Source organism: Maribacter sp. 2-571, from assembly GCF_050589625.1.
GTDB lineage: Bacteria > Bacteroidota > Bacteroidia > Flavobacteriales > Flavobacteriaceae > Pelagihabitans.
Window position 1 is genome coordinate 1 of record NZ_JBNGOP010000042.1, and the last position, 25,126, is coordinate 25,126.

The following is a 25,126-nucleotide window of genomic DNA, read 5'->3' on the forward strand; positions in this document are numbered from 1 at the left end:
TGATTGTTTCAAATTGGGTATCCGTCAATTCCATTTAACAAAGATACCTATTTTGTGTTAACACGCCCTAATTACTTTATACTAAGTACTTTCAATTGCTCATTGTTCATTGCCTAATTGCTCATTGAAAAAAGACCTTGTTCAAATACAAACGCAAAAATCGAATTCAAGTTCAAGGACATCCACTCCCTACCAATTACTTTTTACCGAGTACATTCGGCCAATCGAAAAAATGGATGTCATGTCGAGCCTGTCGAGACACCCGTTCAAGTTCAAACGCAAAAATCAAATTCAAATACAAGTTCAAAATCAAGGCTATCCACTCTGTACTAATTACTTTGTACTAAGCACTTTCAATTGTTCATTGTTTATTGCCTAATTGCTCATTGAAAAAAGACCTTGTTCAAATGCAAATTCAAAAATCAAATTCAAATACAAGCTCAAGGCCATCAGTTCACCCCATTTTTTCTCAGTACTAAGTACTTTGTACTCAATACTAAAAAAAACTACCCTAAAACCGATACCCCAACCCGAGTACCATATTGGCTCCCGGGGCGACGATTCCGGAGGCATAACTGCGGTACCGCTGTTCGGTTATATTCTCCAAGGCCATAGTGGCGCTCAACGCCTGCGTAATATTTAGCTGTGACCTAAAGTTCAAGGTATACCAAGAGGGAGAGAAAGGATTTCCGTTTTCGTCCGTGGCATAAATATATCCTTTGCTCCGTTCGGACAGTGCCAAATCATCAAAATCGATTTCCCCATTGTAGTTAAAAAAAAGATCGGCCTTAAAACGTTGGTTTTTCCAAAGTACATGGAAATCGCCAAAGGTCGGCGCAACATGGCGACCGGGGGAGTCGGTTCCATTGTCCTCTTCCTCCACACCCTCGGTAAAGGTCAAGTTGCCCGCCAAGGAAAGATGGTCGGTCAAAAAAGCCTCAAGACCAAGCTCAAAACCATACACATACGCCTTGGCAGCGTTTTGTATGGCCTGTACATTACTGAGTTCCCCGTTATATTGGATCTCGGACTGTCCGTTAAAAAGGAAGTCCCTTCTCACCAACGCGTCTACCAAATACGTATAATAGGCTGCGCCTTTCACAATGAACTTGTCCTTTATATTTTTTTGAACACCCAGTTCCGTGTTATAGGCATACTCCGGAACCAGGTCGGGATTGGGTACCACAACAGAACCCGGTTCCGAATCGAATATTTTCCCTACGTCGTCGATATTCGGGTTGCGAAAACCGGTAGAACCGTTCAAGGTTACCTGCAGGTCGGCCTTTGGGAACCAACTAATACCCAAACTGCCCGTTAATGCCCCATTGTTAAGTTTGGCAGCGTTAAAGGGAAAGGGAAAAAAGGTATCGTCAAAAACCGCATCGATCCACACGTGGCTGTACCGAAGCCCGGAAAGCACCGTAAAGTTCGGTTTTGCCTTATATTCCGCATTGATATACCCTGCCGCCGTTTGCCAAGTTGAACCATCGGGGTGTCGCGAAGCCGCAGGGTCGGTTTCGCCGGTAATGATGTTCTGACTAAAACCAATGGAACCGACCTTGTTAAAAACATATTCGGTACCGTAATACAGCCTTAGATTTCCGATTTTTTTGTTCTCAAAATCAATATTGGCCGAAAGGGCGTCTACGGTCTCTTTGGTCGTAAACCGATTTAATGCACCAAAGTTACGATCGTTACGGCTTTCCTCGAAAAACTGATACGCGGCGGTCACCTTTAACCCATCATAAAATTTTCCTTTTCCATTTTTCTCCAAATGCAGGTTCGATAACAACCACTTTTGCGGGCCATAAAACCATTCGGCCGAACGTAGGCCATCACCCTCCGAATTTGGACGTGTCAAGCGATCATAACGATCGTAATCCGACGTTTCCGAATAATGGTTGTTCCAGTCCAAACGCCAATTCTTGTTGGGCTTGAACGAAATTTTTTGCATAAGGTTGAGTTGGTTATACCCTGTCGTGCGTTGTCTTCTTGGGTCGTCATTGGCCAACAAACGATCTTCACCGTTCGTTCGAATAGCATATTGCGTTCTCAAATAGGAATCGGGGCCGTGTTTGCCCATCCGAAGATCATTGAAACTGTTGTAGGTAACACTGGTCAACGAAGCCCATTTTCGCCTTCCATAGTTCAGCTCGAAATGTCCCGTATTTTCTGTATTGGCAGATGAAAATCGGTAGTTTGCACTTCCCGAAAGGTGTAGACTGTCGCTGTTCGAAAATTTTGGTTGTTTGGTATAGAAGTTCATAACCCCTCCCATGGCATCACTACCATAAATTACGGACCCCGGGCCGAATATGACCTCTGTATTTTTTACGGTATAGGGGTCTATGGAGATAACGTTCTGAAGATTACCCCCTCTAAAAATGGCATTGTTCATGCGCACCCCATCCACGGAAAGCAATAACCTGTTGGTCGAAAAACCTCGAATCATAGGGCTACCGCCGCCCAATTGACTTTTTTGCACGAACACCTTACCACTACCGGTCAACAGGTCCGCCGCGGTCTGCGGATTATTGAACGCTATTTGAACTGCATCGATGGTAGCGATTTTCTGAGGTATGTCTTTCTTTTGCTGTTCCCATTTGGACACCGACATCACCACCTCGTCCAACTGTTGTGCTTTCATTACCAGTAAAATACGATTGCCCTGTTTGCGGATCTGGGCGGGAGTGCTCTTTCGTATTTGATAGCCCAAATGTTTGAAGGTAATGCGCTCCGTGGCATCAAAGACACTGATATCGCACTTGCCATCAAAGTCGGACAGGGCCGTTTTGCTACGGTCCAAGTTGTATACGGCCACATTGGATACCGGCTGTTCGCTATTGGCATCCAAAATGGTAATTTCCTGTCCGAAAATGGACTGGAAAAACAAAAAAACCACAAGGCCTGCGATCCGCTGCATATTAGCTAAAAACTTCATTTAAAATGGACAGGGATTTGGGTTTGCGAAATCCCTGCAAATGTAATTCAAAATACAGCACTAGCGATTTCAAAAGTTCCTGCCGATGCGTCTTGTTCATCTTAACCGTATGAATACTATCAAAATGCATGCCCAAGAAGGTTTTAAAGTACGCAAGATTGTCGCCAAGGAGCATAGGGTTCAACGATGGCGTATCGGTAAACTCCCCCTCCAAAAGATCGAAACATGATAGTGCGGCACCCTCGGTATCCGGATAGAACCCTAGGTATTTGGTCAGTTCCAATAAAAAGAAGATATGAAAATTAGCAATTTCTTCCTTCGTATCCATCCATTGGAACGCAGCCTCCAAAAAATGGAACAATCCAAGGTTACTTTCTTCTTCGTGTATGCTGTTGCCCAACATTTCCGCCAAAAAGAGCGTCATTGCGTTTTTGGTGATGTCGGTATGCAAACTCAAGTAAGGTCGGTGTATTTTTGCTTCTCTTATGCGTTCCAGAGACCCTTTGTTTCGATGTGTAGCGACCAGTTCGAGTTGGGTGAGCGGTTGAAACAATGCTGCCTTTAGTTTTCCTTTTTTGGAACTCAATACCCCTTTTAACAAATAGGACTTTATTCCGTCCGATGCGGTATATGCCTTTACGATCAAACTGGTATCGCCGTACTTTAAGGAAGAGAGCACGATCGCTTTGGTGGTTACCTGCATAGGGATTCGGAAAGTTTAGCACAAAGATAAATCGAAAAAAATCGGTTTTAAACCCGTGTATGTATTAGAAGTCTATTACGTTTTCTATGTCGAGCGGAGTCGGGGTATCCCGACCTTTCATTAGAAAAACGAAAACCCGTCCGAATACCATCGGACGGGTTTTTAATACCATTTTTAACTTTAAAATGGTATAAGATTATGCTGAACGGAGACACTTGTTTAAATGACCCCTTGCGCCAACATGGCATCGGCAACCTTTACGAAACCGGCAATATTCGCCCCTTTTACGTAGTTACAGTAGCCATCGCCTTCTTTTCCATATTCGATACAGGAATCGTGAATATCCTCCATAATCCCTTTAAGCCGTTCGTCAACCTCTTCGCGGGTCCAACTGATCCGAAGGGAGTTTTGCGACATTTCCAGACCACTTGTTGCCACACCTCCGGCATTGGAGGCCTTTCCTGGGGCAAACAGTATTTTAGCATCATGAAAGGCGTGCACCGCATCGGCGTCACAAGGCATGTTAGCCCCTTCCGCAACACAAAAACAACCATTGTCCAACAACGTTTTGGCATCGTTTTTATCCAATTCGTTTTGGGTGGCACAAGGCAATGCGATATCGCATTTTACTTCCCAAGGTGTTTTTCCTTTCACATATTTCGCGGACGGATAGGTGGCTACATATTCCGATATACGGCCCCTTTTATTGTTCTTTAGGTCCATGACAAAGGCAAGTTTTTCGGTATCGATACCCGCTTCGTCATAAATGTACCCTCCAGAATCGGACAAGGTGACGATTTTCCCACCCAAATGCAGCACTTTTTCAGCGGCATATTGGGCAACGTTTCCGGAGCCGGAAATCACTACCGTTTTTCCTTTCACATCCTCTCCCCTGGTTTTGAGCATGCTCTGCGCAAAATATACGGTACCGTAACCGGTAGCCTCAGGTCGTATTTTAGAGCCGCCCCATGAAAGGCCCTTGCCCGTCAATACGCCTGTAAACTCGTTTCTAATCTTTTTGTACATCCCAAAAAGGAACCCTATTTCCCGTGCACCGACACCGATATCACCAGCGGGCACATCGGTATTCGGACCAATATGCCTACAGAGTTCTACCATAAAGGCATGGCAAAAGCGCATGACCTCATCGTCGGATTTCCCCTTGGGGTCAAAATCGGAACCTCCCTTACCGCCGCCCATTGGCAAAGTGGTAAGGCTATTTTTGAAAACCTGCTCAAAAGCAAGGAACTTTAAAATACTGGCATTGACCGATGGGTGAAACCGAAGCCCCCCTTTGTACGGTCCGATAGCGGAATTCATTTGGATACGATATCCTCGATTGACGTGTATCTCCCCATCGTCATCGATCCAAGCTACACGAAAGGAAAGCAAACGTTCGGGCTCTACCATCCGAAGCAGGATATTTTTACCGTTGTAAATCTCATTTTTGGCAATGTAGGGAATCACCGTTTCGGCCACTTCCTGTACCGCTTGGATAAATTCAGGCTCATGACCGTTCCTGGTCTTGACTTCCTGCATAAATCCGTCAATTTTTTCTTGCATTGTTGCGTCCATATCCTATTTGGAGTTCGTTATTTTTATTGAATTAAAAATATAACGGCAAAAATATACTATTTTCATAATTAAAACCCGTTATTTTTAAAAATACGCTAAAGCACTATCCGATGGCTTGTTCCAAATCTGCGATAAGGTCATCGGCATCCTCAATACCCACACTTAGCCGTATCAACGAATCGACAACGCCACTTTTTTCACGTTCTTCCTTAGGGATGCTCGCATGGGTCATACTTGCCGGATGACCGGCCAAACTTTCGACCCCTCCCAAGGATTCTGCCAAGGTAAACAGGCCTAATTTTTCAACGATTTTTATGGCTTCCTCATAACTGCTTCCTTTAGGAACGAACGAAATCATTCCCCCAAAATCGCTCATCTGACTTTTGGCGATCTCGTGGTTCGGATGGGAATCGAATCCGGGCCAGTATACTTTTTCTATCTTAGGATTGCCCGCCAAGTATTCGGCAACGGCCCTTCCATTTTCGCAATGTCGTTGCATACGAACATGTAAGGTTTTGATGCCCCTAAGCACCAAAAAGCTATCCATTGGCCCACATACGGCACCGCTCGCATTTTGAATGAAATAGAGGCGATCCGCCAAGTCCTTGTCACGCACTACCAAAGCACCCACAACAACATCGCTATGTCCCCCTAAATATTTGGTAGCGGAATGCATTACAATATCGGCGCCCAAATCCAAGGGCAGCTGCAGGTAAGGGGTGGCGAAAGTATTGTCGACCGCCAACAGTACATCATGCTTTTTTGCCAACGCCGCTACCCCGCGAACATCGATGACGTTCATCATAGGATTCGTAGGCGTTTCCACCCATAACAGCTTAGTTTTGGCATTGATGTGGCTTTCAATGACATCGAGGTCCTGCATTCCTATAAAATGAAAAACAATTCCATATTTTTCGAATACTTGTTTGAACAGCCGATAGCTACCGCCATAGAGATCGTTGGTAGACACCACTTCATCTCCCGGTTCCAACAATTTGATTACGGCGTCGATTGCGGCCAGTCCGCTACCAAAGGCAAGGCCATAATTTCCATTTTCGATACTGGCCAATCCTTTTTCCAGAGCAGTGCGCGTTGGGTTGGCACTACGGGAATACTCATAACCCTGATGCCCGCCAGGTGTCGTCTGGGCATAGGTAGAGGTCTGATATATGGGTGGCATTACCGAACCATAGGCTTTGTCCGGTTCCTGTCCGCCATGTATGGTCTTGCTATTGAATTTTAACTTTTTTTCGCTCATGATGTATAATTAATGGTACAAATGTATCGTTATCTTTGGACGCGTACAATTGAACTCGTCTTGAGTTCATTTCCTTTTTTTAAGTTCGCCGTCGTCCCTCAAGCCATGAATATGCCTTTTTTTATCCGTTTCAGCTTTCTTTTGGTTCTGCTGGTTGGTTGCAACAAGGCCAACGAACTTACATTTGAACCGGTCTTGTTCCAAGATCAGGCTTGTGAAACCTGCACCAAGGTATCCATAGCACGCCCAAAGGCCCTCGGGAAATCGGTAATGGCGGCAACGATCAATACTGCTGTGGACCAACAAATCATATCGGCCCTATCGTTTAATGGGGACAAGGAACCCGAATCGATAACGGATGCCATAAGCACCTTTAAAAACAATCATGGGCAAATGAAGGCCCAGCAGATGGCGGTGCACCAACCTTGGCAAGCGGCCATTGAAGCGACCGTTATTTACGAGGACACTACGCACTTGACCATTAAAATGAAAACCGATGTGTTCACTGGCGGCGCGCATGCCCATAAAACGACGTCCTTTCTAAATTTTGATAAGAAGAAGGGCAAAAAATTAACGCCCGGGGAATTATTTGCCGACGAAATCGGTTTTAAAACGTTCGCGGAGACAAAATTTCGGGAACAAGAGGCCATTCCAGAAGGCAAACCCATCAACCACACAGGATTGATGTTCGAGAGCGACCTGTTTTATTTACCGGATAACATCGGGTACACTTCAGAGGGAATTCGCTTATTGTACAATCCTTATGAGGTAGCTTCCTTTGCGGACGGTGCCATTACCTTAACGCTGCCCTATGCGGAAGTAAAACACTTTCTCGTGGGCAAAACAAAATCATAACCCGTTTACTTCACCGCTTTTCGCAACGCCAACACCGAACCAAAGTGCAGTCCTTCGTGAAATGTATTGAAAGCAATCGCGTCTTCTACCGAGTTCAAGGTTACGTCCAAACTCGTGGTGTAAGTATCAAAGTTTTGAAAAAGCCCGGCCTTATAATCCTCTTCCATCCAGCTTACCGTTGACAGCAAAAAAGCCGAAATCTCCAAGATTTCCTCATCGGTTGGGACTCCCTCGGGCACACTTCCTTTTTTATAAGGATCGATAAACTTATCGGGAATACGCATCTGAAGTCCACTCCTTTTGTATACCAAAAGCTGTTGGGTAACCACTACATGCGCTATGTTCCACCAGATGTTGTTTCTAAAACCGTCCGGTATCTTTACCAATTGCGCTTTGGGAGTCTCCTCCAAAATTCTGTGAAGTACCCTTCTGTTTTTTAGGATGATGTCGAATAGCTTTTCCAAAATACGGTTTTTAAGAAGGCCAAGATACTGCTTTTCAGTAAAAACAAGGTAATACCATTTTAACTTTGAAACAATACCATTTTAACTTTGAAATAGCACTAATAAATGGTTTCTTTTTCAGCTCTTCTTCGTTAAAAAATAAAGCCGCTACCCTTGAACTCGTCTTGAGTTCATTCCTTTAACACCAAAGTGCATTTTTGAATGTTGAACCGATACGGTCCGTTCGGGATACAGGAATACAACAAGTAAAAAGAAGTGCCCTCTCCTGAAATCCATTTGGAAGGAATATGGGGTGAAAAACGGTTTTCCGGACTGCCCCAATCTTTTTCGTAGTACACCGTTTTCCACGGTCCCCAAGGGTTTTCCGATTCGAACATACCAAAATGCGGGGTTCGGGCATCGTTCTCCTTGGCCCACCACTGCCAGGGCCCTATGGGCGTCGCAACGGTCAAAAAATAGCGATCCAAACCAGGATTGTACACGATATCGGGCCGAAAACTCCCCTCTTCATTATGGAATACGGCTTTTCTGTTTTCATAAGTCCCCCAGGTCGGATTCCCTTTGGCATCCGTTCCCGTAAAAAACTCGTAACTGTCCTTGTTTACGATACGGTCGTTGGGTACCCGCGCCATAAGCATATCGGGGTAATCGTAATATGCGCTCGGACCATTTGGCGATACAAAATAGGCGTAACCGTCCTTTGCCTCGGCATTGTTTTTTCCTGCGTTCAACCATGTAGGGTAACCTATGGTAGGCCAGTTCCAATCGGCATATTCCCAAGACTTGCCGTAATCTTTGGAAACCATGAGTTGTGAGCCCGTGCCCTTGGGCGTACCCGGTAAATTGATATTACGGACCCAAGCGTAGAGCACTTTATCTATCATCACTAGCCCACATACCTTTGCGGAATGCTCGCCACCTTCCAGAAATTCCAACGTCCCGCTTGTCGAGGGGATGTCCTTTCCTGAAATGTTCGGGGGGTCACCCTCAATGGATACCGGTGAAATGCTCACGTCCAACGCATGGGCACCAAACCCTTTGCCGTCGGTAAAGAAGGAATATTGCAAATCGTCATCGGCCCAAGTGATCGCCCAATTATCGCCATGTCCGATGGATATTCGTGCGGTGTCGATGACCAGTTCGGCGATGACATCGCTCGGCGGATAAGGCAAACTAGCGGTAACTGCTTCCTGCATATTCGACTGCGCATTGCATGCAACATAAGAAAACACTAAGGTTACGATAACATAAAAAAACGATTTCATGTGTATATTTTAAGTGAACTCATTAAAGCCTTTTTCCATAAAATTCCAGGTCAAAAGAGCCGTAAAGTACTCAATTTTTATCAAAAGTTAAACGTTTAATCTACTTTTCGAAAAAACGCATATAGCATAGAAAACCCGTATTCCGTCTATCGCAACAAACGAACCTCGATGTTAAAATAAACAAAGAATGCTTTCCTTTATCCTTCCATTTCATACGCTAAGGCCCGACAATATTTTATATTTTTGGCATTGAACCGGTTGAACACCTTATGAAAAAATTATACTACCTAAGCACTTGCGACACCTGTAAACGGATCATGGACACCTTGGCACCGCTGGATGGCGTAACGCTGCAGGATATTAAAACGACGCCCATGACCCCTGACCAGCTTACGGAAATGGCCCAATTGGCCGGAAGCTATGAGGCCTTGTTCAGTAAACGGGCACGACTGTACCGACAACAAGGGCTGCATGAAAAACAGCTTTCGGAAGCCGACTATAAAACATTGATCTTGGATCACTATACCTTTTTAAAACGCCCTGTTTTGGTACTGGAAAACGCCATTTTTGTCGGCAATAGCAAAAAAACGGTCGACGCGGCCCGTCAGGCCCTTCACGGTTGAACCAGCGCACGCTCGCCATTGTTGCGGCCATAGGGGCCACTACCATTTACGGTATCAACCATACGGTCGCCAAAGGGGTAATGCCCGATCTGGTCGGGCCCTTTGGTTTTATTATGTTACGGGTGACGGGCGCCGCGGCGCTTTTTTGGGGTATTTCCGTTTTTGGTCCAAAGGAAAAAATACACCCAAAAGATTATTTGCGATTGCTCTTGTGCGCCGTATTGGGCATGGGATTCAACATGTTGGTCTTTTTTAAAGGCCTTTCCCTATCCACGCCCATCAATAGTTCCGTATTGGTGACCACCACACCCATCATCGTATTGATCTTATCGGCCTTGTTCATTAAAGAGCATATTGGCCAAAAAAAGATTTTGGGCATCCTGATCGGATTATTGGGGGCTTTAGGGTTGATTTTGTTCGGTGCGGAAACGCGACAAGATGCACCCAATATCCCCTTGGGCAACATTCTTATTCTAATGAACTCCGTTTTTTATGGGTCTTACCTTATCGCCGTAAAGCAGCTGCTTTCAAAATACCATCCGTTTACTTTTATGAAATGGCTTTTTACCTTGGGCGTCTTTATTTGTTTACCGTTCGGGTATCGGGAATTCACAGCGATCGACTGGTCCCTACTGCCGACACAAGCACTATGGAGCATAGCCTTTGTGATCATAGGAACTACTTTTTGCACCTATCTTTTCAACATTTATGCGCTGACCCGCTTAAAGGCCTCTACGTTGAGTTCTTTTGTGTATGTACAGCCTTTGTTCGGAATCCTTTTCGCTATAGGCACGGGACAGGATCAGATTACCCTAACAAAGGTTATCGCCGCGTGCCTGGTACTGCTCGGTGTTTACTTGGCCTCCAGAAAACCGAAAAAAAGAGGTGCCGAACAAATAAAGGCTTGAACACTAGGGTTCAAACTGGTTCAACGCCTCCAAGGCCACTACCTCGTCCATTTCGGCATCCATAGTGCCCGCTACCGCTATGGCACCAACAATTGTTTTATTGTGATACACCGGGTGCCCCCCTTTCAGTGGCACATAGGGCAGAGGCGTGGCCCCTTCCAAAACGAGCATGGGCGTTCGCCCGGCCAGTATTACCTCCTCGATGTCCTGGGTCTTTCTTTGAAACGAAATAGCGGTCGCCGCCTTGCCCAGGGCAATCTGGGCGGCAGCGTTCATGGTATTGTCCAAGGTTTCCAAAATTAAGGGATAGCCCGCAAAATCGACTATAGCTATGGCGCCGGGCACTCCGTGTTTTTTTGCGGATGCTACAGCGAGGTCCATTAATTTTTTACCTTCTTGATGGCTTAATGTATGTACTGTTAGCGGCATGATCAGAGTCGATAAATTTCTTTTCGCACCAATTTCATCAGGTCCATATGCTTTTCTTCCTGCATAAGACGCCGGTATTTTTTACGGTCGAGTTTGTCCACCAGGTTCCATAGGGCCAAGTTCATTTCAGCGTGTTCGGTAAAAAAGCCGATCATATCGAATATTCGCGGGGAGGCATCCGCAGTAAAATATTTGTCGTACCCATACTCCTTGGCATAAAACAAAAATTCTACCGTATGCAACAGGTTACGGGAAGCGGAAATCAGGTCCCAATCAAAATTGAAATCGTTATCGTTGGTGTGCAGGTAGTAGTCGGTACCGGTCTCTTCGCACAACGCGATGACCTGTGCCGGGTTTTCCTTGGCCAACAGGGCGTGTCCAAAGTCGATGGTTACCCCTGTGGCGCTATTTCCCACTTCTTTTAAGAACAGGATGGTCTTTGCGCAGTTGTCCAATTGGGCATGTACTCGAGTCTCATTGATTTTGTACTCGATAAACAACGGAATTTCCGGCAAGTAATCGGCAGCCTCGGCTACGGATTCCACCATGTTTCGCCATGCTTTTGGGTAGTCTACCTGAAACAGATTGTCGTATCCATCGGACAAAGGGCAGCAGGTGACCAAAGGGGCCCCGACCTGTTTGGCATAATCCTTCGCCTTTTTTATAATATCGATGGCGCCTTGGCGTAGCTCGGCACTGGAGCGCGACAATGCTCCGGGCACCCACTGGGTCTCCTTTTTGATATTGGCGTTCACCGCGGCAAAATGCAGCCCCCTATCGTCAAAAAGTTTTTTTGTGGCCATGGCCTCTTCGGTCTCGTAAGGGTACACGATCTCGACGCCGTCCACTCCGGGAATTTTTACCACTAAGTCCAACCGTTCCTCTAGGGAAGTGGGTTGCTGGTATTCTGAAAATCGATCTTGAGTTCTTCCTAAAAAGGCCGTAATAATACTTTGTTTCATTTGCTGTGTTTCAATTTTGATCCCAAACGGGAATAGTATGTTATTTTTTTATCGGCGGAACGTCCTTCAACGGGCTATCCGCTCTTACTGTAATGCGTTTTTGCGATGCGTCAATATCCTTCGATAACGGTATCCCGAACCACCCCGGGATCGGTAAATTGATCTAGCAGATCGGTAACCTTTGTAGAAAAGGAATACATCACGGCCCCTCTGGCCCCCGCTTGAAACCAGTGTTTGGTACCGGGGGGCAAGATCAGCTGGTCTCCCGGACCGATGACCACCTCGTTGCGCATGGTGTAGTACGCTTCCTTGCCTTCTACCAAAAAGCCCTTTTCCAGCGTATCCTCCCCGGGAACATAAAAGGTGAGATCGCCCCAAACGCCCCGTATCACTTCCTCTTTTCCAGGGTCGTCGCCCACGGGAGGGTGCCAGTGTTCAGGTTCTGTTTGGTAGGGAAGCAACACCAAAATTTTGGCCGCCATCCGATTCGTATCAAAAAGCGTAATGATCTGTACCCCTTCCTTTTTAATTTGGTCGAGACCAAAATCGGCCGAGGTTATCTTCTGTTTTTCTTCGGAGGTCAACTGAATTCCCGCTTCTTCTATCAATTTTAGAGAGCGCTCGCATACTTCTTTAAAATCTTCTTTTGTAATCATCGTATTGTAATCCTTGTTTTATTTTTTAGTTCGTTTTAACTAACGCCCATACGGTTAACGCGCTTCGATCGCCAATGGGTTTTGCGGTCGTACCGCCATCCATAAAAAGATGGCCAATACGTTCAGGCCCGCTGCCAAATAGAAAAAGGGGATTTCGGACCCTGTCATATCCAAAAGGTAGGGAAACGCCAGTGCCGTTAGAAAAGAACCGATGTTTCCGGCCATGTTCATGGTACCGCTTACAGCACCGGAAAACTGTTTTCCAACATCGACACAGGCAGACCAGGACGGACTAAGGGTCATATCGGCCCCGAAAACCGCAATGGAGATAAACACGATCGCCGGGGTTACCGTTTCCATATAAACGCTGGCCACGATCCCGACCGATGCCAAAACAAATCCGATAATGGCCGGCACTTTTCGGGACAATGCCCATTTGTTGCGTTTGTAAATATAATCGACCAAAAAGCCAGAGAACCAGTTGCCCAAAGCACCAAAGATCAAGGGGGCCGAAGCATAAAAACCGGCCTCCAACGCATCCAGATTATACTTTACCTTGAGATGGGGGAACAACCAGGTCAAACAAAAGAAAAAAGTGAAATTACTGGCAAAATACTGTCCCATTAACAACCACATCGTTTTGGATCGAAACAGTTTACCGAAATCGATACGTGCATTTTTTTCCTCACCAACAGTACGGTTGGTATTGGCGTGGATAAAGGCTACCTCTTCCTCGGAAGTGCCGTTATGATCCTCGGGATTGTCCCGAAACCAAAAAAACCAAAAAACACCCCACAAGAGCCCCACTGCACCAAGGATCACAAAAGTAAGGCGCCAACCCACAGCATCAATCAGCCAGGCGACCAAGGGAAGTGCGAAAGCGGCACCGATGCGCCCGCCGGAAAAATTGATACCGTTTACGATACCTCTTTCCTGTAACGGAATCCAACTATAAATGGCCCGCGCCATACCGGGGAAGGCTCCGGCCTCGCCCGCACCGAACAAAAAACGAACGACCATTAAAACGCCATAGTTCCATACCGCCCCGGTCAGTGCCGTAAAAAGGGACCACAACGCCACTACAGCGGTAAGTATTTTACGAGGTCCATACTTATCGGCGAACAGGCCCGCGGGTGTTTGAAAAAGTGCATAGCCCAAAGCAAAAATACTCATGGCCCATCCCATTTGTTTATCGGAAAGCTGCAACGACTCCGCTACGGGATCCTTGGCCACCGACAACAGTATACGGTCGAAAAGCACGATCATGGCCAGCAAAAAAGTGCAAAAAACCATTTTAAAACGGGTAGGCAGGAATGCTTTAGTTTTCATAACCGGGATTTTCAACGATCAACCTTTTTGATTTTTCCAAATGCTCCTTAAGCAACGATGCCGCTTTGGCACCATCCCTGTTGTGGATTGCCGTAACGATATCAAGATGCTCCTGTAAGGTTTCCTTGGGCGGTCGCACCAAACCAATGGCATCGATACAGACCAACAGGTTTCCCTTTTGGAACAATTGGTATAAAAATTGGTTTCCGCTTCTTTTTATGATGGTATCGTGAAAGTTGCTGTCCGCTTTTTGATAGGCCTTTTCATCGATCTCGTTCGTGTGCTCGAAGGGTTCCAACAGCTTACGCAAGCCATCGATTTCCGACTGCTGGGCCTTTTCGGCAAACAAACGCACCGCAGTAACTTCCAGTGCAATACGGCATTCGTATATTTCAACGATCTCGCGATCGTTAAACTGGCGCACGACCACCCCGCGCCGGGGTATACTCTCCACCAATAGCTCGGCTTCCAACCGCTGCAAGGCATCCCGCAAAGGCGTTCGGCTAATGCCCAATTGTTCGGCCAACTGCTCCTGCACTATTTTCTGTCCGGGCAATAACTTTTTGGAAACGATCATCTGTTTCACTTTGTGGTAGGCTTGCTTCCCTAGATCGCTACTACTGATTTTCATAGTCACAAGATATCCATTTTGTATACAGTATACAAAAATTGTCATTAATTGTTTTGGAATTGTCGAGACGTACCACTTGCAAAAGGTAACGTTTACCAGTAAAAAAATTGGCCACTTTTAGCCTTTTTTACCGCAAGGGCACTCCAACGTTCCGTATCGAAACATTAACGTAATGACACGGGAACGCCCATTTCGGCAGAGCGATTGATCGCCGCTACGATTTTGATGTCCTGTAGTCCGTTCTCGCCCGGCACCATCACGGGCGTGTCGTTTAAAATAGCCAAGGCATCGTTATCCATTTGTCGTGCTTGTTGGTTCTCAATATACGTATCCAACAAACGGCCGTCGCTGGTTTCCCCTACCACCCCATTATACGATTGAAAGGGGCGCAATTGGTACCATCCATTTTTACACTCGACCTTCAACAGATTCAGGTTCTCCTTTGCCGTGGTACGACCGGAAGCGGTGATGCCCGCTGGAAACTGTAGGTCGAAAATGGTCGTTTCCGGAATTTCGGTATATACCTCCGGACGGGTATTTTCAAACCGCCCCGTAACCGATATCGGCTCCATACCGGTAGCATATCGCATGGCATTAATGGCATACACCCCTACATCATATAAAAGTCCTCCACCCATATCTTTTTTCATACGCCATGAATCGCGTGGATTTTGAATATCAAAACCGATTTCGGCGGTAACGTTCCGAATGGCACCATAAGGTTTTTCTTTGGCCCAAGCGATCACGGTCTTCGTATTCGGTTCGTGCTGCATACGATAACCTATGGATAATTTCACCTTGTTTTTTGAACAGGCTTCCATAATGGCCTCGCACTCCGCTACCGTTTTGGCCATCGGTTTTTCGCACCAAACATGTTTTCCGGTATTTGCGGCTTTTATGGCGTATTCGGCATGAAGTCCGGTCGGCAATACAATATAGACGACATCGATATCCGGATTGTCCGAAATACGTTCCATCGTATCGTACGAATACACGTTTTTATCTTTGATGCCGTATTTTTTCTGCCAAATCGGAATCTTCTCGGGACTCCCGGTAACAATGCCACGCAACTCGCAATGTTCGGTAAGCTGAAGCGCAGGGGTCAATTGATTGGTACTATAACTGCCCAGCCCCACCAAACAGACCCCGATTTTTTTCGACACCGGCCTACAGCCCAAACTACCATACGGCAATACCAGACCGCCCGCCAGGCCTAATCCCATTTTTTGCACAAAGCTCCTCCTATTTGACATGGCCCTAGATTTTAAAGTTGAAATCGTAAAAAATTAGAAATAATTTTTTAACACCGGGCCGACTTTAGCATTTCCTTGGCATACAAAACGGGTATGGGCGGCAATACCGACCAGATTTAAATATATTTGTAACAAACGGCAAGCAAGTATCCTTTTCGATCGATGTTCAACAGTTGTTTCACCGCGCTGTTGTCCAAGTCGTTCGAGCGAATAAGACCTGTATCCTATTTTGTAAAACTTTATCTTTAACGTACACCTAAAAATATCCTATGAACACGAAACCACCCTTTATCGACGCACTTTCCCTTCCCGCCGTAGCGGCACCGATGTTTTTGATCTCGGGTCCGGAGCTGGTCATAGCATGTTGTAAAAATGGTATTGTAGGTACCTTTCCCGCCCTTAACCAGCGTACCAGTGAAGGCTTTGAAGAATGGCTCATCGAAATCACCTCCGCTTTGGACGCTTTTGAAAAGGAAACCGGAAAAAAAGCGGCTCCTTTTGGAGTAAACCTTATCGTACATCCCACAAATCCGAGGCTAGAGGCCGATATCAAACTTTGCGTAAAACACAAGGTGCCCATCATCATCACCTCTTTGGGCGCAGTTTCCATGGTAGTGGACGCCATTCATAGTTATGGCGGACTGGTTTTTCACGATGTTATCAAGAAAAGACATGCCGAAAAAGCGGCCGAAGCTGGAGTGGACGGACTCATTCTTGTTGCAGCAGGAGCCGGGGGTCATGCGGGCACCATAAATCCGATGACATTGGTCGCGGAAATTAAAAAGTTCTTTCATAAAACCATACTCCTTTCGGGCTGTATCAGTACCGGTCGCGATATTGCTTCGGCACTTCAAATGGGCGCCGACCTTGCCTATATGGGAACACGCTTTATCAACACCAAAGAGAGTAAGGCACCTTCGGAGTATCAGGATATGATTACGAACGCCGGTGCAAGCGACGTTACCTACACCGCCGCCATTTCCGGGGTCCATGCCAACTTTTTATCGAAAAGTTTAAAAGCGGCCGGACTTACCGATGAAGATTTGAAAAAAGATACGAAAATCGACTTTGGAAAGGAACTGGATACCGAAGCAAAAGCCTGGAAAACGATATGGTCCGCTGGACAGGGATCGGCCACCATCGAGAACACCGTACCCGTAAGCGACCTTGTGGATCAATTGAAAAACGAGTTCAAAACGGCAATAGAAGCACAATACAAAGTGTTGGAAAAGTATCCGAAATAGACAACCGTTTTCATCCACAGCCTCCCGTGACCATCGAAATACCTTGGACACGTTGGAGCAACCGAAACCTATCCTTAAAAAACCACCTATCCCTAAAGTATTGAACTATGTACGTTAAAAGAAATATCGGCTGGGGGCTTGTACTAAGATATGCCTGGAAAAACCTGATTTTTTTCGCGCTTTATGCAGCAGCCGTTTTTTGTATCTACCATTTTTTAAAATGGGACTTTATTAGCATTCCTTTTCAGCCCTTGAGCGTTATCGGTATCGCAGTCGCCTTTTACATCGGTTTTAAGAACAGCCAAAGCTATGATCGCTTTTGGGAGGGCCGAAAGATTTGGGGAGGTATCGTCAACTACAGTCGTACATGGGCCTTGCAGGTACTCAGTTTTGTGCGGACGGAAGACCCCGAGTACGATCATAAAATGCACACGGAGATGATCCATCGGCATATTGCATGGATCAATGCCCTAAGGGTTCAACTACGACAACCGAAGTCGTGGGCCATTAAGGAAAACAGAATGGTAGAAAAGGTTTTTGACAAACATAACGAACGCAATATTTCCTGTAACGAGGCTTACAACTTTGTAAGCATGCGCGAATTCAGCGACCTTAAAAAACGGGTAAACCCTGCCACACACTTGGTAAAAAACCAAGGAAGGTCCATTACCGAACTAAAAAACAAGAATATTTTGGATGGTTTCCAGGAAGATCAGCTGCAATCGGTATTGGAAGAGATGTATAACCTACAGGGAAAATGTGAGCGCATCAAAAACACCCCTTTTCCGAGACAATACGGTTTTTTCTCAAAGGTGTTCACCTGGATCTTTGTCCTCTTGCTACCCTTTGGGCTTTTGGATGTTTTTGAAGCTAGTGCCGCCAAGGGCCCGGTAGACATGATACAGTGGTACATATTTCTGATGATCCCTTTTTCCGTACTCATTTCATGGATCTTTACCACAATGGAAATCGTAGGCGATAATAGTGAAGACCCTTTTGAAGGGCGTATTAACGATGTGCCGATGACCGCCCTATGCCGTACTATCGAAATTGACCTACGGGATATGTTGGACGAACAAGAACTTCCCGAATCGGTTACCCCAAAAGACCATATTCTGTATTAATGCCGCTGGTTACCTCCGAATATCGCCCGCCATACTTTTTTAGAAACGGCCATTTTTCCACTATTTATTCGGGAGTAATGCGCAAAATATCGGGAGTGGCACAACAACGGGAACGTTTGGAACTGCCCGATGGGGATTTTATGGACCTGGATTGGAGCTTTACGGCGCAAACAACGAAAAAACTTGTTATTCTCATCCACGGGCTCGAAGGCAACGGACAACGGGCCTATATTACCGGAAGCGCCCATGTGTTCAACACCAACGGTTTTGATGCCTGCGCGGTAAACCTGCGTTCGTGCAGCGGGGAGGTCAATCGCTTGTACCGCTCCTACCATTCGGGGGCGACGGAAGACCTGGAATCGGTGCTCGATCACATTCTGAACACCAAGAGCTATACCGAAATTTACCTGAAGGGATTTAGCTTGGGAGGCAATCTTACCTTGAAGTTTTTAGGGGAAAACCGAACCATCCCCAATCAAGTAAAAGCCGCCATCGCCGTTTCGGTACCCTGTAGTTTGCACTCCTCCCTAAAACAGTTATTGCTTCCCAAAAATAAATTGTATGCCATTCGGTTTAAAAAAAACCTGTTGGCAAAACTCCGGGCCAAGCAAGCGTTGTTTCCCGAAAAAATAAGCGATTCCGATATCAAAGCAGTGGTTACCCTGCAAGACTTTGACGATGTTTACACCAGCAGGGCCCATGGTTTTAAAAATGCCCTTGATTACTACGCGCAATGCAGCGCCTTGCAGTTTCTCCCCCGAATACAACTCCCCGTACTGATTCTCAACGCCAAGAACGATTCGTTTTTGGGGCCGGAATGCTATCCTGTGAAGGAAGCGGAAAAACAGGCGAATTTGTTTTTGGAAATGCCCAAATACGGCGGGCATGTGGGTTTTTTTGACACCGGAAATACCTATTATAACGAAAAACGGGCAATAAAGTTCTTGAACGGCTTACGATAATTTAACGTATTCGTTATATTAGTGGCCGTAATATAATCGATGCCTTAGGAGATTGGCATTAAATACCGTAGAGATGAAAAAAATATTCAGTGTGTTGGCCCTTGGGGCGTTGTTAGCCAGTTGTGGAGAGAAGAAAGAGGAAAAAAAAGATGGATTTGAAATGAACCGGACCAAAACCGAAGCGAAATCGGACGATTCAGCGGCGGGCGGCGTACCGGTAGATTTGGACAATGATGGTGTTGGCCCTTATAAGGACGTTACTTTTCCCGATACGGTAGACGATGAACTTGCAGCGGCGGGCGAAGCAAAGTACAGTGCCATATGTGTGGCCTGCCATGCCGCCAACAAAAGGCTTATCGGCCCCGCTTTGGCCGGAGTATACGAACGAAGAAGCCCGGCATGGGTGATGAACATGATTATAGGTCCCGACAAAATGCTAAAGGAAGACCCAATAGCCAAAGCCCTTTTAAAGGAATATAATAATGCCATTATGCTCAACCAGAACCTTACCGAAGATGAAACACGTGCGGTAGCGGAGTATTTGAGAACGCTTTAGAAATATACAAAATGGGATAAGGGCGGCATCCATAGAAATGGATGCCGCCCTTGTTTTAATATGACCTCCGATAAGCCCGTTTTATGCATTAGAAAAACCGGAAGTGTTTCTGGACTAACAACTAATTGCACGATACACTTTAACTTAAAATTGGTCCTATTCCAAAGGACTCATACGTATTAAGAATGCAATGCACTCCTTAAGAACGTATTATGAAAAAAAGCACAACGATTTCAGCAAATAAAAAGGAATTTAAAAAACCACTTAATCCCAGACAGAAGAACTTGTTTATGAAAAAATGGATCGGTTGGTCGGGGGGTTATGTCGCTATAGCCAAAACCAAAGAAAACAAGTCGTTATAATCCCCATAATCTAAAGGGATTTTCCGTATCGTCATTCTTTTTTTGTGCTTTATCCACCATTACCTTGTAGGTAGGATCTTCCAACACGTTGACCTCTATAATGTCGTCGGCATTCTCCAAGAGCCGTATACAATCCTTACTCAAGTGTTTTAAATGCACTTTCTTACCCGCTTTGGCATACCGCTCCGTTATTTTGTTCAATGCCTCGATTCCCGACATGTCGGCCACCCTACTTTCCTGAAAATCGATAATAACCTCATCGGGATCGCTTTGAATGTCGAATTTTTCGGCAAAAGCGGTCGTCGATCCAAAAAACAAAGGACCATAAATCTCGTAATGCTTCACCCCGTTATCATCAATACGTTTTCGGGCCCGAATACGTTTGGCATTTTCCCAAGAATAGGCAAGTGCGGAAATAACGACCCCTAAAAGTACCGCTACCGCCAAGTTGTGGGTAACCGCGGTAATCAACGTAACCAACACCATCACCACCACATCGGAGTTTGGCATTTTACGAAAGGTTTTAAAGCTCGCCCATTCAAACGTACCAATGGCCACCATAAACATTAAACCGACCAAGGCCGCCATGGGCAATCGCTCAATCAAACTGCTACCGAACATGATGAACACCAATAACATTATGGCAGCGGTAATCCCCGACAATCGCGCCCGCGCACCGGAAGAAGTATTGATCAAACTCTGTCCGATCATGGCACAACCACCCATTCCCGATAAAAATCCGGACAAAATATTGGCGGTACCCTGAGCCACACACTCTCGGTTTCCACTACCACGGGTGTCCGTTATCTCGTCAATAATGTTCAAGGTCAGCAAGCTTTCAATCAGCCCGACCCCGGCCACGATAGCGGCATATGGAAATATAATTTTTATCGTTTGAAGCGTGAAGGGTATTTCTGGAACGGACAAGGGCGGAAATCCACCCTTTATGGTTTCACCGGGCGCCATGGTATCGGCGACCGTTAACGTATCGATACCGAAGCCTAATACCACTGCCGATACAACAACAATGGCCACCAAGGAAGAGGGAACCGCTTTTGTCAACTTTGGCAGGCCCCAAATGATGAGCATCGTTAATAGCGTAAGTCCCAACATCGTATAGAGTGCCGATCCGGAAAGCAAGTTTTCCGTTCCCTTTTGATAAAAGTTGGGAAACTGCGCCATAAAAATGATAATGGCAAGGCCGTTGACAAAACCGAACATTACGGGATGTGGCACCAGACGAATGAATTTTCCCAAACGGAGTACTCCCGCCAATATTTGCAATATTCCGGCAATGATCACGGTGGCAAAAACGTAATTCAAAATGGTAACGGGCTCGATATCGGGTATGTTCCGTTTCAATTCCAAGATCAACCCGACAAAAATGACGGCGACCGCCCCCGTTGCACCGGAAATCATTCCTGGTCGACCACCCAATATGGAGGTGACCAGCGCTAGAATAAAGGCGGCATACAAACCGGTCAAGGGCGAAAATCCAGGAATCAAAGCAAAGGCGATCGCCTCCGGTACCAAGGCCAGGGCTACCGTAAGCCCCGACAGTATCTCGGTCTTATAGTCTACTTTCTGTTTGAAATCAAATAAATTCAGGTATTTTTTCATCCATTTAAAATTTTGTAGTCTACTGAAAATAAAGAACCTAAAAATTTCTGCAAATTCAGTGATTCGCATAAACTTGTTTTAATCATCTCGGGAGGATATGCTTAAAAAAGTTAATGCTTATTTCATGCCTTATTTTAACCCGCTTGTACATCGGTACTTCGCAATGAAACTTGATGATGCGCTACATGCGGTCGTTTTATCGGTTTTAAGGGCACAAAAGTAAGATTATTTATTTGCATCGCCTTGAATATCAAGATTATTGAGAATTTAGCAATCTACCGGTTGGTCGCGCCTAATAAATGTTGTTCGGATAGCGATAATTTAGCAGTTTCGTATTTCTTGCCTAATGAACTCATTTAGACTTTTTTCCCCGAACTGTCGGGAGGCTAAAAAATTGTCTTTTTTCGCTCGACGCGCCGGCCGGCTCCTCATCAAAAGCCAAATCATTGGCTTTTTCTTTCGGCCCTGCCTTTTTTTCCTCTCGTAGCCCTGCTATGAAACTCAAAAAAGTCTTCAACAGGCCTTTAAATCACTTCCCGAAGCATCGGGATCGCTTCAATCCAAAAAGTCTAAATGAGTTCAATTTATCCATACCATGGAACCAAACAAAAAAGAACCGCCCCGGACAAGATTGTCCAGGGCGATTCCTAACTAAATAACCAACCAAAAAAATTGTTTATATCTTCCGACTTCGCTTTACCTTCATAGTAGGATTCGAAATCTTTTTTCTCTTTTTAACCGTTGGGTTTTTACCCGTTTTCAAGTACTGCTGGTATCCCCTTCCCCTAAACTCATATACCGTTCCGCTATCGGGATGATACAACTCTATTGTACTGTCATTAATAACGTAGAGTTCAAAGTAATCATTGCCCATGAAGTCGTAAGCAAGTGTTAAAGTTTTGAGCGTTTCATCGTTTTCTACGTTGTATACCTGATAATTTCCTTCGAAATCCCACTGGAGGTCCGGTATTCTAGTTCCGGGAAGGTCGACCGAAGATTGAAACAGTCCCGGCAGGAACCGCAGGTAGTTTTCTTCGTCAAAATCGTTCAATGCTCCTTCTTCGCTGGTATAGGTTTTCTCCCATGCATCATATTCTTGCAGGAAGTAGTCAACATTATCATAGAAGACAAAATCGTAGTCGAACGTATTGGCCTGGTATCCTTCCAGAAAGTAAGAGGTGTTGGATCGAGGGTCGCGCAATTCAAGCGTGCCGTTGCTCACGACATATACCTCTAACAACCACAGTCCGTCTACATCATGATCGATTTCCACGGTACCGTTCAACGGGTCGTAATAACCCACATCGATACCCAAACCGTTCCCCGTTTTCCCGATGCCTACCATATTATTGTTGGCATACAGCGTACCGTTTACGAACGAAATGGTAAATGCCCGTTGTAAAAAGGGAACTTCCCCACCACCTCGGGTAGCATTAATGTCTACATACCAAAGATCATAGGAACTCAGTACCTGATCGGTATTAAAAACCGGTTCGTCAACAAAAGTATCCCCTACCAAAACCTCCGTGTAACATGAAGTGGCCAAGGTTCCCAATACCAATAATCCCAAGAGTAATTTTATCGTTTTCATATCCTTTTCTTTTCTGGTTCCATTTGTATAAAACAAGCTTTGTGCCAAAAAACGTAACGCACTGAAAACGTGCGCATAAGGCTTCATGTTATTATTTGGCTACCTTTGAATCGTAGTTGATCCGTACTAATTTTTCATCCGGATACGACATCTCGGGAAATAGGGGCAGCGTGTGCATTTGCCCCGTGAAACGATATCATATAAGACCATGAACAAGACATTTGCCGTGCTTGGTGGCGGTAGTTGGGCCACCGCTATAGTGAAGATGCTTTTAGTAAACCAAGAAAAAGTGGGTTGGTACATGCGAAATTCGGATGCCATCGGTTTTCTGAAAATCCAGAAACACAACCCCAACTACCTCACTTCGGTTACTTTTGATACGGATACGTTACTGTTGACCGACCAGCTGGATGAGGCGATCGCAAACGCGGATATTTTAGTTTTTGCCATCCCCTCCGCTTTTTTGGCGGGAGCGTTGGAAAAAATGACCGTTTCGTTAAAGGATAAAATCATTTTTTCGGCAATCAAGGGCATTGTTCCCGAAAGCGGTTTGATCGTTGGGGAGCATTTTCATGAACATTATGCTATTCCCTATGACCAAATAGGGGTCATCACGGGCCCATGCCATGCGGAGGAAGTTGCCCTGGACCGATTGTCCTACCTGACCATTGCCTGCGCCGATGCGAAAAAAGCGGCTTATGTAGCCAAAAATTTGAGCAGTGATTTTATAAAGACCAAGGTTACGGAGGACATCATCGGCACGGAATATGCCGCTATGCTGAAAAACATTTACGCCATAGCCGCCGGTATTGCACATGGATTGGGATATGGCGATAACTTTCAAAGCGTACTGATGAGCAATGCCATTCGGGAAATGAAACGCTATACCAAACGTATCCATAAAATTGACCGGAACATTAATGATTCTGCCTATTTGGGAGATCTTTTGGTAACCGGTTATTCTACTTTTAGCCGGAACCGAATGTTCGGAAACATGATCGGTAAAGGGTATACCGTAAAAAGTGCCCAAATGGAAATGCGAATGGTGGCCGAAGGGTATTATGCGACCAAAAGCGCCTACGCCCTAAAGCAAGGTTTTAAGAAAAAGGTAAAAACCCCGATAATCGACGCCGTGTACGCCGTTTTGTATGAGCAGAAAAACGCTAAAAAGGTGTTCAAGGCATTAACGGACAAATTGGATTAGTATGGGCCATTAAAGCGGCCTTATGGCAATGAACTCGTCATGAGTTCAAAAAAGAGTTCGGCCCCCTTCGGCCTACCAGGAAAACAAATTGCATTGATGGAAAACATTCTATTTTATTTAGGACTCACATTTTTGATCATACATGAAATGGACGCTATTCGATGTAAAGAATGGCGTATACTGCCATTGTTATCCTTACTGGACGATAAAAATGGGCAGACTGTCTTTTTATTTATGCATATCCCTCTTTTCGCTTGGATTTTTTATTCCCTACCACCCCATCCGGGCAGTGATCTTTTCATGGTGGCTTTTGACATTTTTATGATAATTCATATAGGGTTACACCTGTTACTTCTTAAGAATAAGAAAAATGAATTCAAAGATTGGATTTCGTGGTTACTTATCGTCGGTGCTGGAGTTTTTGGAGGTTTACATTTGTGGGTTGGAACTTGAACAGCGGTCTCGACTCCGCTCGACCGGACAGTACGTTTCTTTCAATCGACCGAAAAGGCTCCTACGTTGGTGTTCTTTCAACGCAGCGGTCTTTTTTTCAATGAGCAATTAGGTAATAAACAATGAACAATTGAAAGTACTTGGTGCAAAGTAATTAG

At 45.4% G+C, this 25,126-nt stretch carries 23 protein-coding genes; 9 read left to right on the forward strand and 14 right to left on the reverse strand.

All coding sequences use genetic code 11. The features are described from left to right. Positions 1–511: 511 nt before the first annotated feature. The 4 genes from ACRD7P_RS20060 to ACRD7P_RS20075 form a co-directional block, all read right to left on the reverse strand. On the reverse strand, positions 512–2,941 hold the full coding sequence (locus ACRD7P_RS20060; protein WP_430909560.1) for a TonB-dependent receptor plug domain-containing protein: 2,430 nt from the start codon (positions 2,939–2,941) through the stop codon (positions 512–514). Further along, positions 2,925–3,644, reverse strand: coding sequence for a DNA repair protein RecO (gene recO, locus ACRD7P_RS20065; RefSeq protein WP_430909561.1), 720 nt, complete (start codon positions 3,642–3,644; stop codon positions 2,925–2,927). The genes ACRD7P_RS20060 and recO overlap by 17 nt, the downstream gene beginning before the upstream one ends. A 219-nt stretch (positions 3,645–3,863) precedes the next feature. After that, the gene (gene gdhA / locus ACRD7P_RS20070; RefSeq protein ID WP_430909583.1) at positions 3,864–5,207 is read right to left on the reverse strand and encodes an NADP-specific glutamate dehydrogenase; all 1,344 of its coding nucleotides are present in this window, start codon (positions 5,205–5,207) and stop codon (positions 3,864–3,866) included. A gap of 115 nt (positions 5,208–5,322) precedes the next feature. After that, positions 5,323–6,477, reverse strand: a complete 1,155-nt coding sequence (locus ACRD7P_RS20075; protein ID WP_430909562.1) for a cystathionine gamma-synthase — start codon at positions 6,475–6,477, stop codon at positions 5,323–5,325. Positions 6,478–6,588: 111 nt separating this feature from the next. On the opposite strand from ACRD7P_RS20075, the gene ACRD7P_RS20080 reads away from it, so the two are divergent. Continuing rightward, positions 6,589–7,332: a DUF3298 domain-containing protein gene (locus ACRD7P_RS20080; RefSeq protein WP_430909563.1), complete on the forward strand. Its 744-nt coding sequence runs from the start codon at positions 6,589–6,591 to the stop codon at positions 7,330–7,332. Between the two features lie 5 nt (positions 7,333–7,337). Here the strand turns inward: ACRD7P_RS20080 and ACRD7P_RS20085 are convergent, their stop codons facing one another. Together ACRD7P_RS20085 and ACRD7P_RS20090 are read right to left on the reverse strand one after the other, a co-directional pair. Next, positions 7,338–7,796, reverse strand: coding sequence for a DinB family protein (locus ACRD7P_RS20085; protein ID WP_430909564.1), 459 nt, complete (start codon positions 7,794–7,796; stop codon positions 7,338–7,340). 170 nt (positions 7,797–7,966) lie between these two features. Further along, positions 7,967–9,061: a hypothetical protein gene (locus tag ACRD7P_RS20090; RefSeq protein WP_430909565.1), complete on the reverse strand. Its 1,095-nt coding sequence runs from the start codon at positions 9,059–9,061 to the stop codon at positions 7,967–7,969. Positions 9,062–9,330: 269 nt separating this feature from the next. Between ACRD7P_RS20090 and ACRD7P_RS20095 the strand changes: the two genes are divergently transcribed. Both ACRD7P_RS20095 and ACRD7P_RS20100 read left to right on the forward strand, forming a co-directional pair. Beyond that, entirely contained in the window at positions 9,331–9,684 is a 354-nt protein-coding gene (locus tag ACRD7P_RS20095; protein ID WP_430909566.1) for an arsenate reductase family protein, read from the forward strand. Further along, positions 9,681–10,592 carry a DMT family transporter gene (locus tag ACRD7P_RS20100; protein ID WP_430909567.1) on the forward strand — a complete coding sequence of 304 codons (912 nt, stop codon included), beginning with the start codon at positions 9,681–9,683 and terminating at the stop codon, positions 10,590–10,592. Before ACRD7P_RS20095 ends, ACRD7P_RS20100 begins: the two co-directional genes overlap by 4 nt. Positions 10,593–10,595: 3 nt before the next feature. Here ACRD7P_RS20100 and ACRD7P_RS20105 read toward each other — a convergent pair whose 3' ends face one another. The 6 genes from ACRD7P_RS20105 to ACRD7P_RS20130 form a co-directional block, all read right to left on the reverse strand. After that, positions 10,596–11,021: a GlcG/HbpS family heme-binding protein gene (locus ACRD7P_RS20105; RefSeq protein WP_430909568.1), complete on the reverse strand. Its 426-nt coding sequence runs from the start codon at positions 11,019–11,021 to the stop codon at positions 10,596–10,598. A gap of 2 nt (positions 11,022–11,023) precedes the next feature. Next, the gene (locus ACRD7P_RS20110) at positions 11,024–11,983 is read right to left on the reverse strand and encodes a sugar phosphate isomerase/epimerase family protein (protein WP_430909569.1); all 960 of its coding nucleotides are present in this window, start codon (positions 11,981–11,983) and stop codon (positions 11,024–11,026) included. Positions 11,984–12,093: 110 nt separating this feature from the next. Continuing rightward, positions 12,094–12,639 (reverse strand): hypothetical protein, encoded by a 546-nt coding sequence (locus ACRD7P_RS20115; protein WP_430909570.1) that lies wholly within the window; start codon positions 12,637–12,639, stop codon positions 12,094–12,096. Between the two features lie 54 nt (positions 12,640–12,693). Then, positions 12,694–13,968, reverse strand: a complete 1,275-nt coding sequence (locus ACRD7P_RS20120) for an MFS transporter (RefSeq protein WP_430909571.1) — start codon at positions 13,966–13,968, stop codon at positions 12,694–12,696. Continuing rightward, on the reverse strand, positions 13,958–14,599 hold the full coding sequence (locus ACRD7P_RS20125; RefSeq protein ID WP_430909573.1) for a GntR family transcriptional regulator: 642 nt from the start codon (positions 14,597–14,599) through the stop codon (positions 13,958–13,960). Before ACRD7P_RS20125 ends, ACRD7P_RS20120 begins: the two co-directional genes overlap by 11 nt. A 164-nt stretch (positions 14,600–14,763) precedes the next feature. Next, positions 14,764–15,822: a Gfo/Idh/MocA family protein gene (locus ACRD7P_RS20130; protein ID WP_430909574.1), complete on the reverse strand. Its 1,059-nt coding sequence runs from the start codon at positions 15,820–15,822 to the stop codon at positions 14,764–14,766. Between the two features lie 299 nt (positions 15,823–16,121). Here ACRD7P_RS20130 and ACRD7P_RS20135 point away from each other — a divergent pair, with 299 nt between their 5' ends. The 4 genes from ACRD7P_RS20135 to ACRD7P_RS20150 all read left to right on the forward strand — a co-directional run bounded on the left by ACRD7P_RS20135 (position 16,122) and on the right by ACRD7P_RS20150 (position 19,738). Beyond that, positions 16,122–17,096 carry an NAD(P)H-dependent flavin oxidoreductase gene (locus tag ACRD7P_RS20135; RefSeq protein WP_430909575.1) on the forward strand — a complete coding sequence of 325 codons (975 nt, stop codon included), beginning with the start codon at positions 16,122–16,124 and terminating at the stop codon, positions 17,094–17,096. Between the two features lie 107 nt (positions 17,097–17,203). Next, complete coding sequence (locus tag ACRD7P_RS20140) at positions 17,204–18,220, forward strand: bestrophin family protein (protein WP_430909576.1); 1,017 nt, start codon at positions 17,204–17,206, stop codon at positions 18,218–18,220. Beyond that, entirely contained in the window at positions 18,220–19,182 is a 963-nt protein-coding gene (locus ACRD7P_RS20145) for a YheT family hydrolase (RefSeq protein WP_430909577.1), read from the forward strand. The genes ACRD7P_RS20140 and ACRD7P_RS20145 overlap by 1 nt, the downstream gene beginning before the upstream one ends. A 73-nt stretch (positions 19,183–19,255) precedes the next feature. Next, complete coding sequence (locus tag ACRD7P_RS20150; RefSeq protein ID WP_430909578.1) at positions 19,256–19,738, forward strand: c-type cytochrome; 483 nt, start codon at positions 19,256–19,258, stop codon at positions 19,736–19,738. 356 nt (positions 19,739–20,094) lie between these two features. On the opposite strand, the gene ACRD7P_RS20155 is transcribed toward ACRD7P_RS20150, so the two are convergent. Then, entirely contained in the window at positions 20,095–21,720 is a 1,626-nt protein-coding gene (locus ACRD7P_RS20155; protein ID WP_430909579.1) for a SulP family inorganic anion transporter, read from the reverse strand. A 676-nt stretch (positions 21,721–22,396) separates the two neighbouring features. Next, positions 22,397–23,311, reverse strand: a complete 915-nt coding sequence (locus ACRD7P_RS20160) for a nicotinic acid mononucleotide adenyltransferase (protein WP_430909580.1) — start codon at positions 23,309–23,311, stop codon at positions 22,397–22,399. Positions 23,312–23,519: 208 nt separating this feature from the next. On the opposite strand from ACRD7P_RS20160, the gene ACRD7P_RS20165 reads away from it, so the two are divergent. Next, positions 23,520–24,515: an NAD(P)H-dependent glycerol-3-phosphate dehydrogenase gene (locus ACRD7P_RS20165; RefSeq protein ID WP_430909581.1), complete on the forward strand. Its 996-nt coding sequence runs from the start codon at positions 23,520–23,522 to the stop codon at positions 24,513–24,515. A gap of 39 nt (positions 24,516–24,554) precedes the next feature. After that, positions 24,555–24,968 (forward strand): DUF6713 family protein, encoded by a 414-nt coding sequence (locus tag ACRD7P_RS20170; protein WP_430909582.1) that lies wholly within the window; start codon positions 24,555–24,557, stop codon positions 24,966–24,968. Positions 24,969–25,126: the final 158 nt, after the last annotated feature.

Coding starts and splice junctions, on each gene's coding strand:
- ACRD7P_RS20060 (WP_430909560.1), bottom strand. CDS start 2,941: ATGAAGTTTTTAGCTAATATGCAGCGGATCGCAGGCCTTGTGGTTTTT.
- recO (WP_430909561.1), bottom strand. CDS start 3,644: ATGCAGGTAACCACCAAAGCGATCGTGCTCTCTTCCTTAAAGTACGGC.
- gdhA (WP_430909583.1), bottom strand. CDS start 5,207: ATGCAAGAAAAAATTGACGGATTTATGCAGGAAGTCAAGACCAGGAAC.
- ACRD7P_RS20075 (WP_430909562.1), bottom strand. CDS start 6,477: ATGAGCGAAAAAAAGTTAAAATTCAATAGCAAGACCATACATGGCGGA.
- ACRD7P_RS20080 (WP_430909563.1), top strand. CDS start 6,589: ATGCCTTTTTTTATCCGTTTCAGCTTTCTTTTGGTTCTGCTGGTTGGT.
- ACRD7P_RS20090 (WP_430909565.1), bottom strand. CDS start 9,061: ATGAAATCGTTTTTTTATGTTATCGTAACCTTAGTGTTTTCTTATGTT.
- ACRD7P_RS20095 (WP_430909566.1), top strand. CDS start 9,331: ATGAAAAAATTATACTACCTAAGCACTTGCGACACCTGTAAACGGATC.
- ACRD7P_RS20105 (WP_430909568.1), bottom strand. CDS start 11,021: ATGCCGCTAACAGTACATACATTAAGCCATCAAGAAGGTAAAAAATTA.
- ACRD7P_RS20110 (WP_430909569.1), bottom strand. CDS start 11,983: ATGAAACAAAGTATTATTACGGCCTTTTTAGGAAGAACTCAAGATCGA.
- ACRD7P_RS20115 (WP_430909570.1), bottom strand. CDS start 12,639: ATGATTACAAAAGAAGATTTTAAAGAAGTATGCGAGCGCTCTCTAAAA.
- ACRD7P_RS20120 (WP_430909571.1), bottom strand. CDS start 13,968: ATGAAAACTAAAGCATTCCTGCCTACCCGTTTTAAAATGGTTTTTTGC.
- ACRD7P_RS20125 (WP_430909573.1), bottom strand. CDS start 14,599: ATGAAAATCAGTAGTAGCGATCTAGGGAAGCAAGCCTACCACAAAGTG.
- ACRD7P_RS20130 (WP_430909574.1), bottom strand. CDS start 15,822: ATGGGATTAGGCCTGGCGGGCGGTCTGGTATTGCCGTATGGTAGTTTG.
- ACRD7P_RS20135 (WP_430909575.1), top strand. CDS start 16,122: ATGAACACGAAACCACCCTTTATCGACGCACTTTCCCTTCCCGCCGTA.
- ACRD7P_RS20140 (WP_430909576.1), top strand. CDS start 17,204: ATGTACGTTAAAAGAAATATCGGCTGGGGGCTTGTACTAAGATATGCC.
- ACRD7P_RS20145 (WP_430909577.1), top strand. CDS start 18,220: ATGCCGCTGGTTACCTCCGAATATCGCCCGCCATACTTTTTTAGAAAC.
- ACRD7P_RS20150 (WP_430909578.1), top strand. CDS start 19,256: ATGAAAAAAATATTCAGTGTGTTGGCCCTTGGGGCGTTGTTAGCCAGT.
- ACRD7P_RS20155 (WP_430909579.1), bottom strand. CDS start 21,720: ATGAAAAAATACCTGAATTTATTTGATTTCAAACAGAAAGTAGACTAT.
- ACRD7P_RS20160 (WP_430909580.1), bottom strand. CDS start 23,311: ATGAAAACGATAAAATTACTCTTGGGATTATTGGTATTGGGAACCTTG.
- ACRD7P_RS20165 (WP_430909581.1), top strand. CDS start 23,520: ATGAACAAGACATTTGCCGTGCTTGGTGGCGGTAGTTGGGCCACCGCT.
- ACRD7P_RS20170 (WP_430909582.1), top strand. CDS start 24,555: ATGAGTTCAAAAAAGAGTTCGGCCCCCTTCGGCCTACCAGGAAAACAA.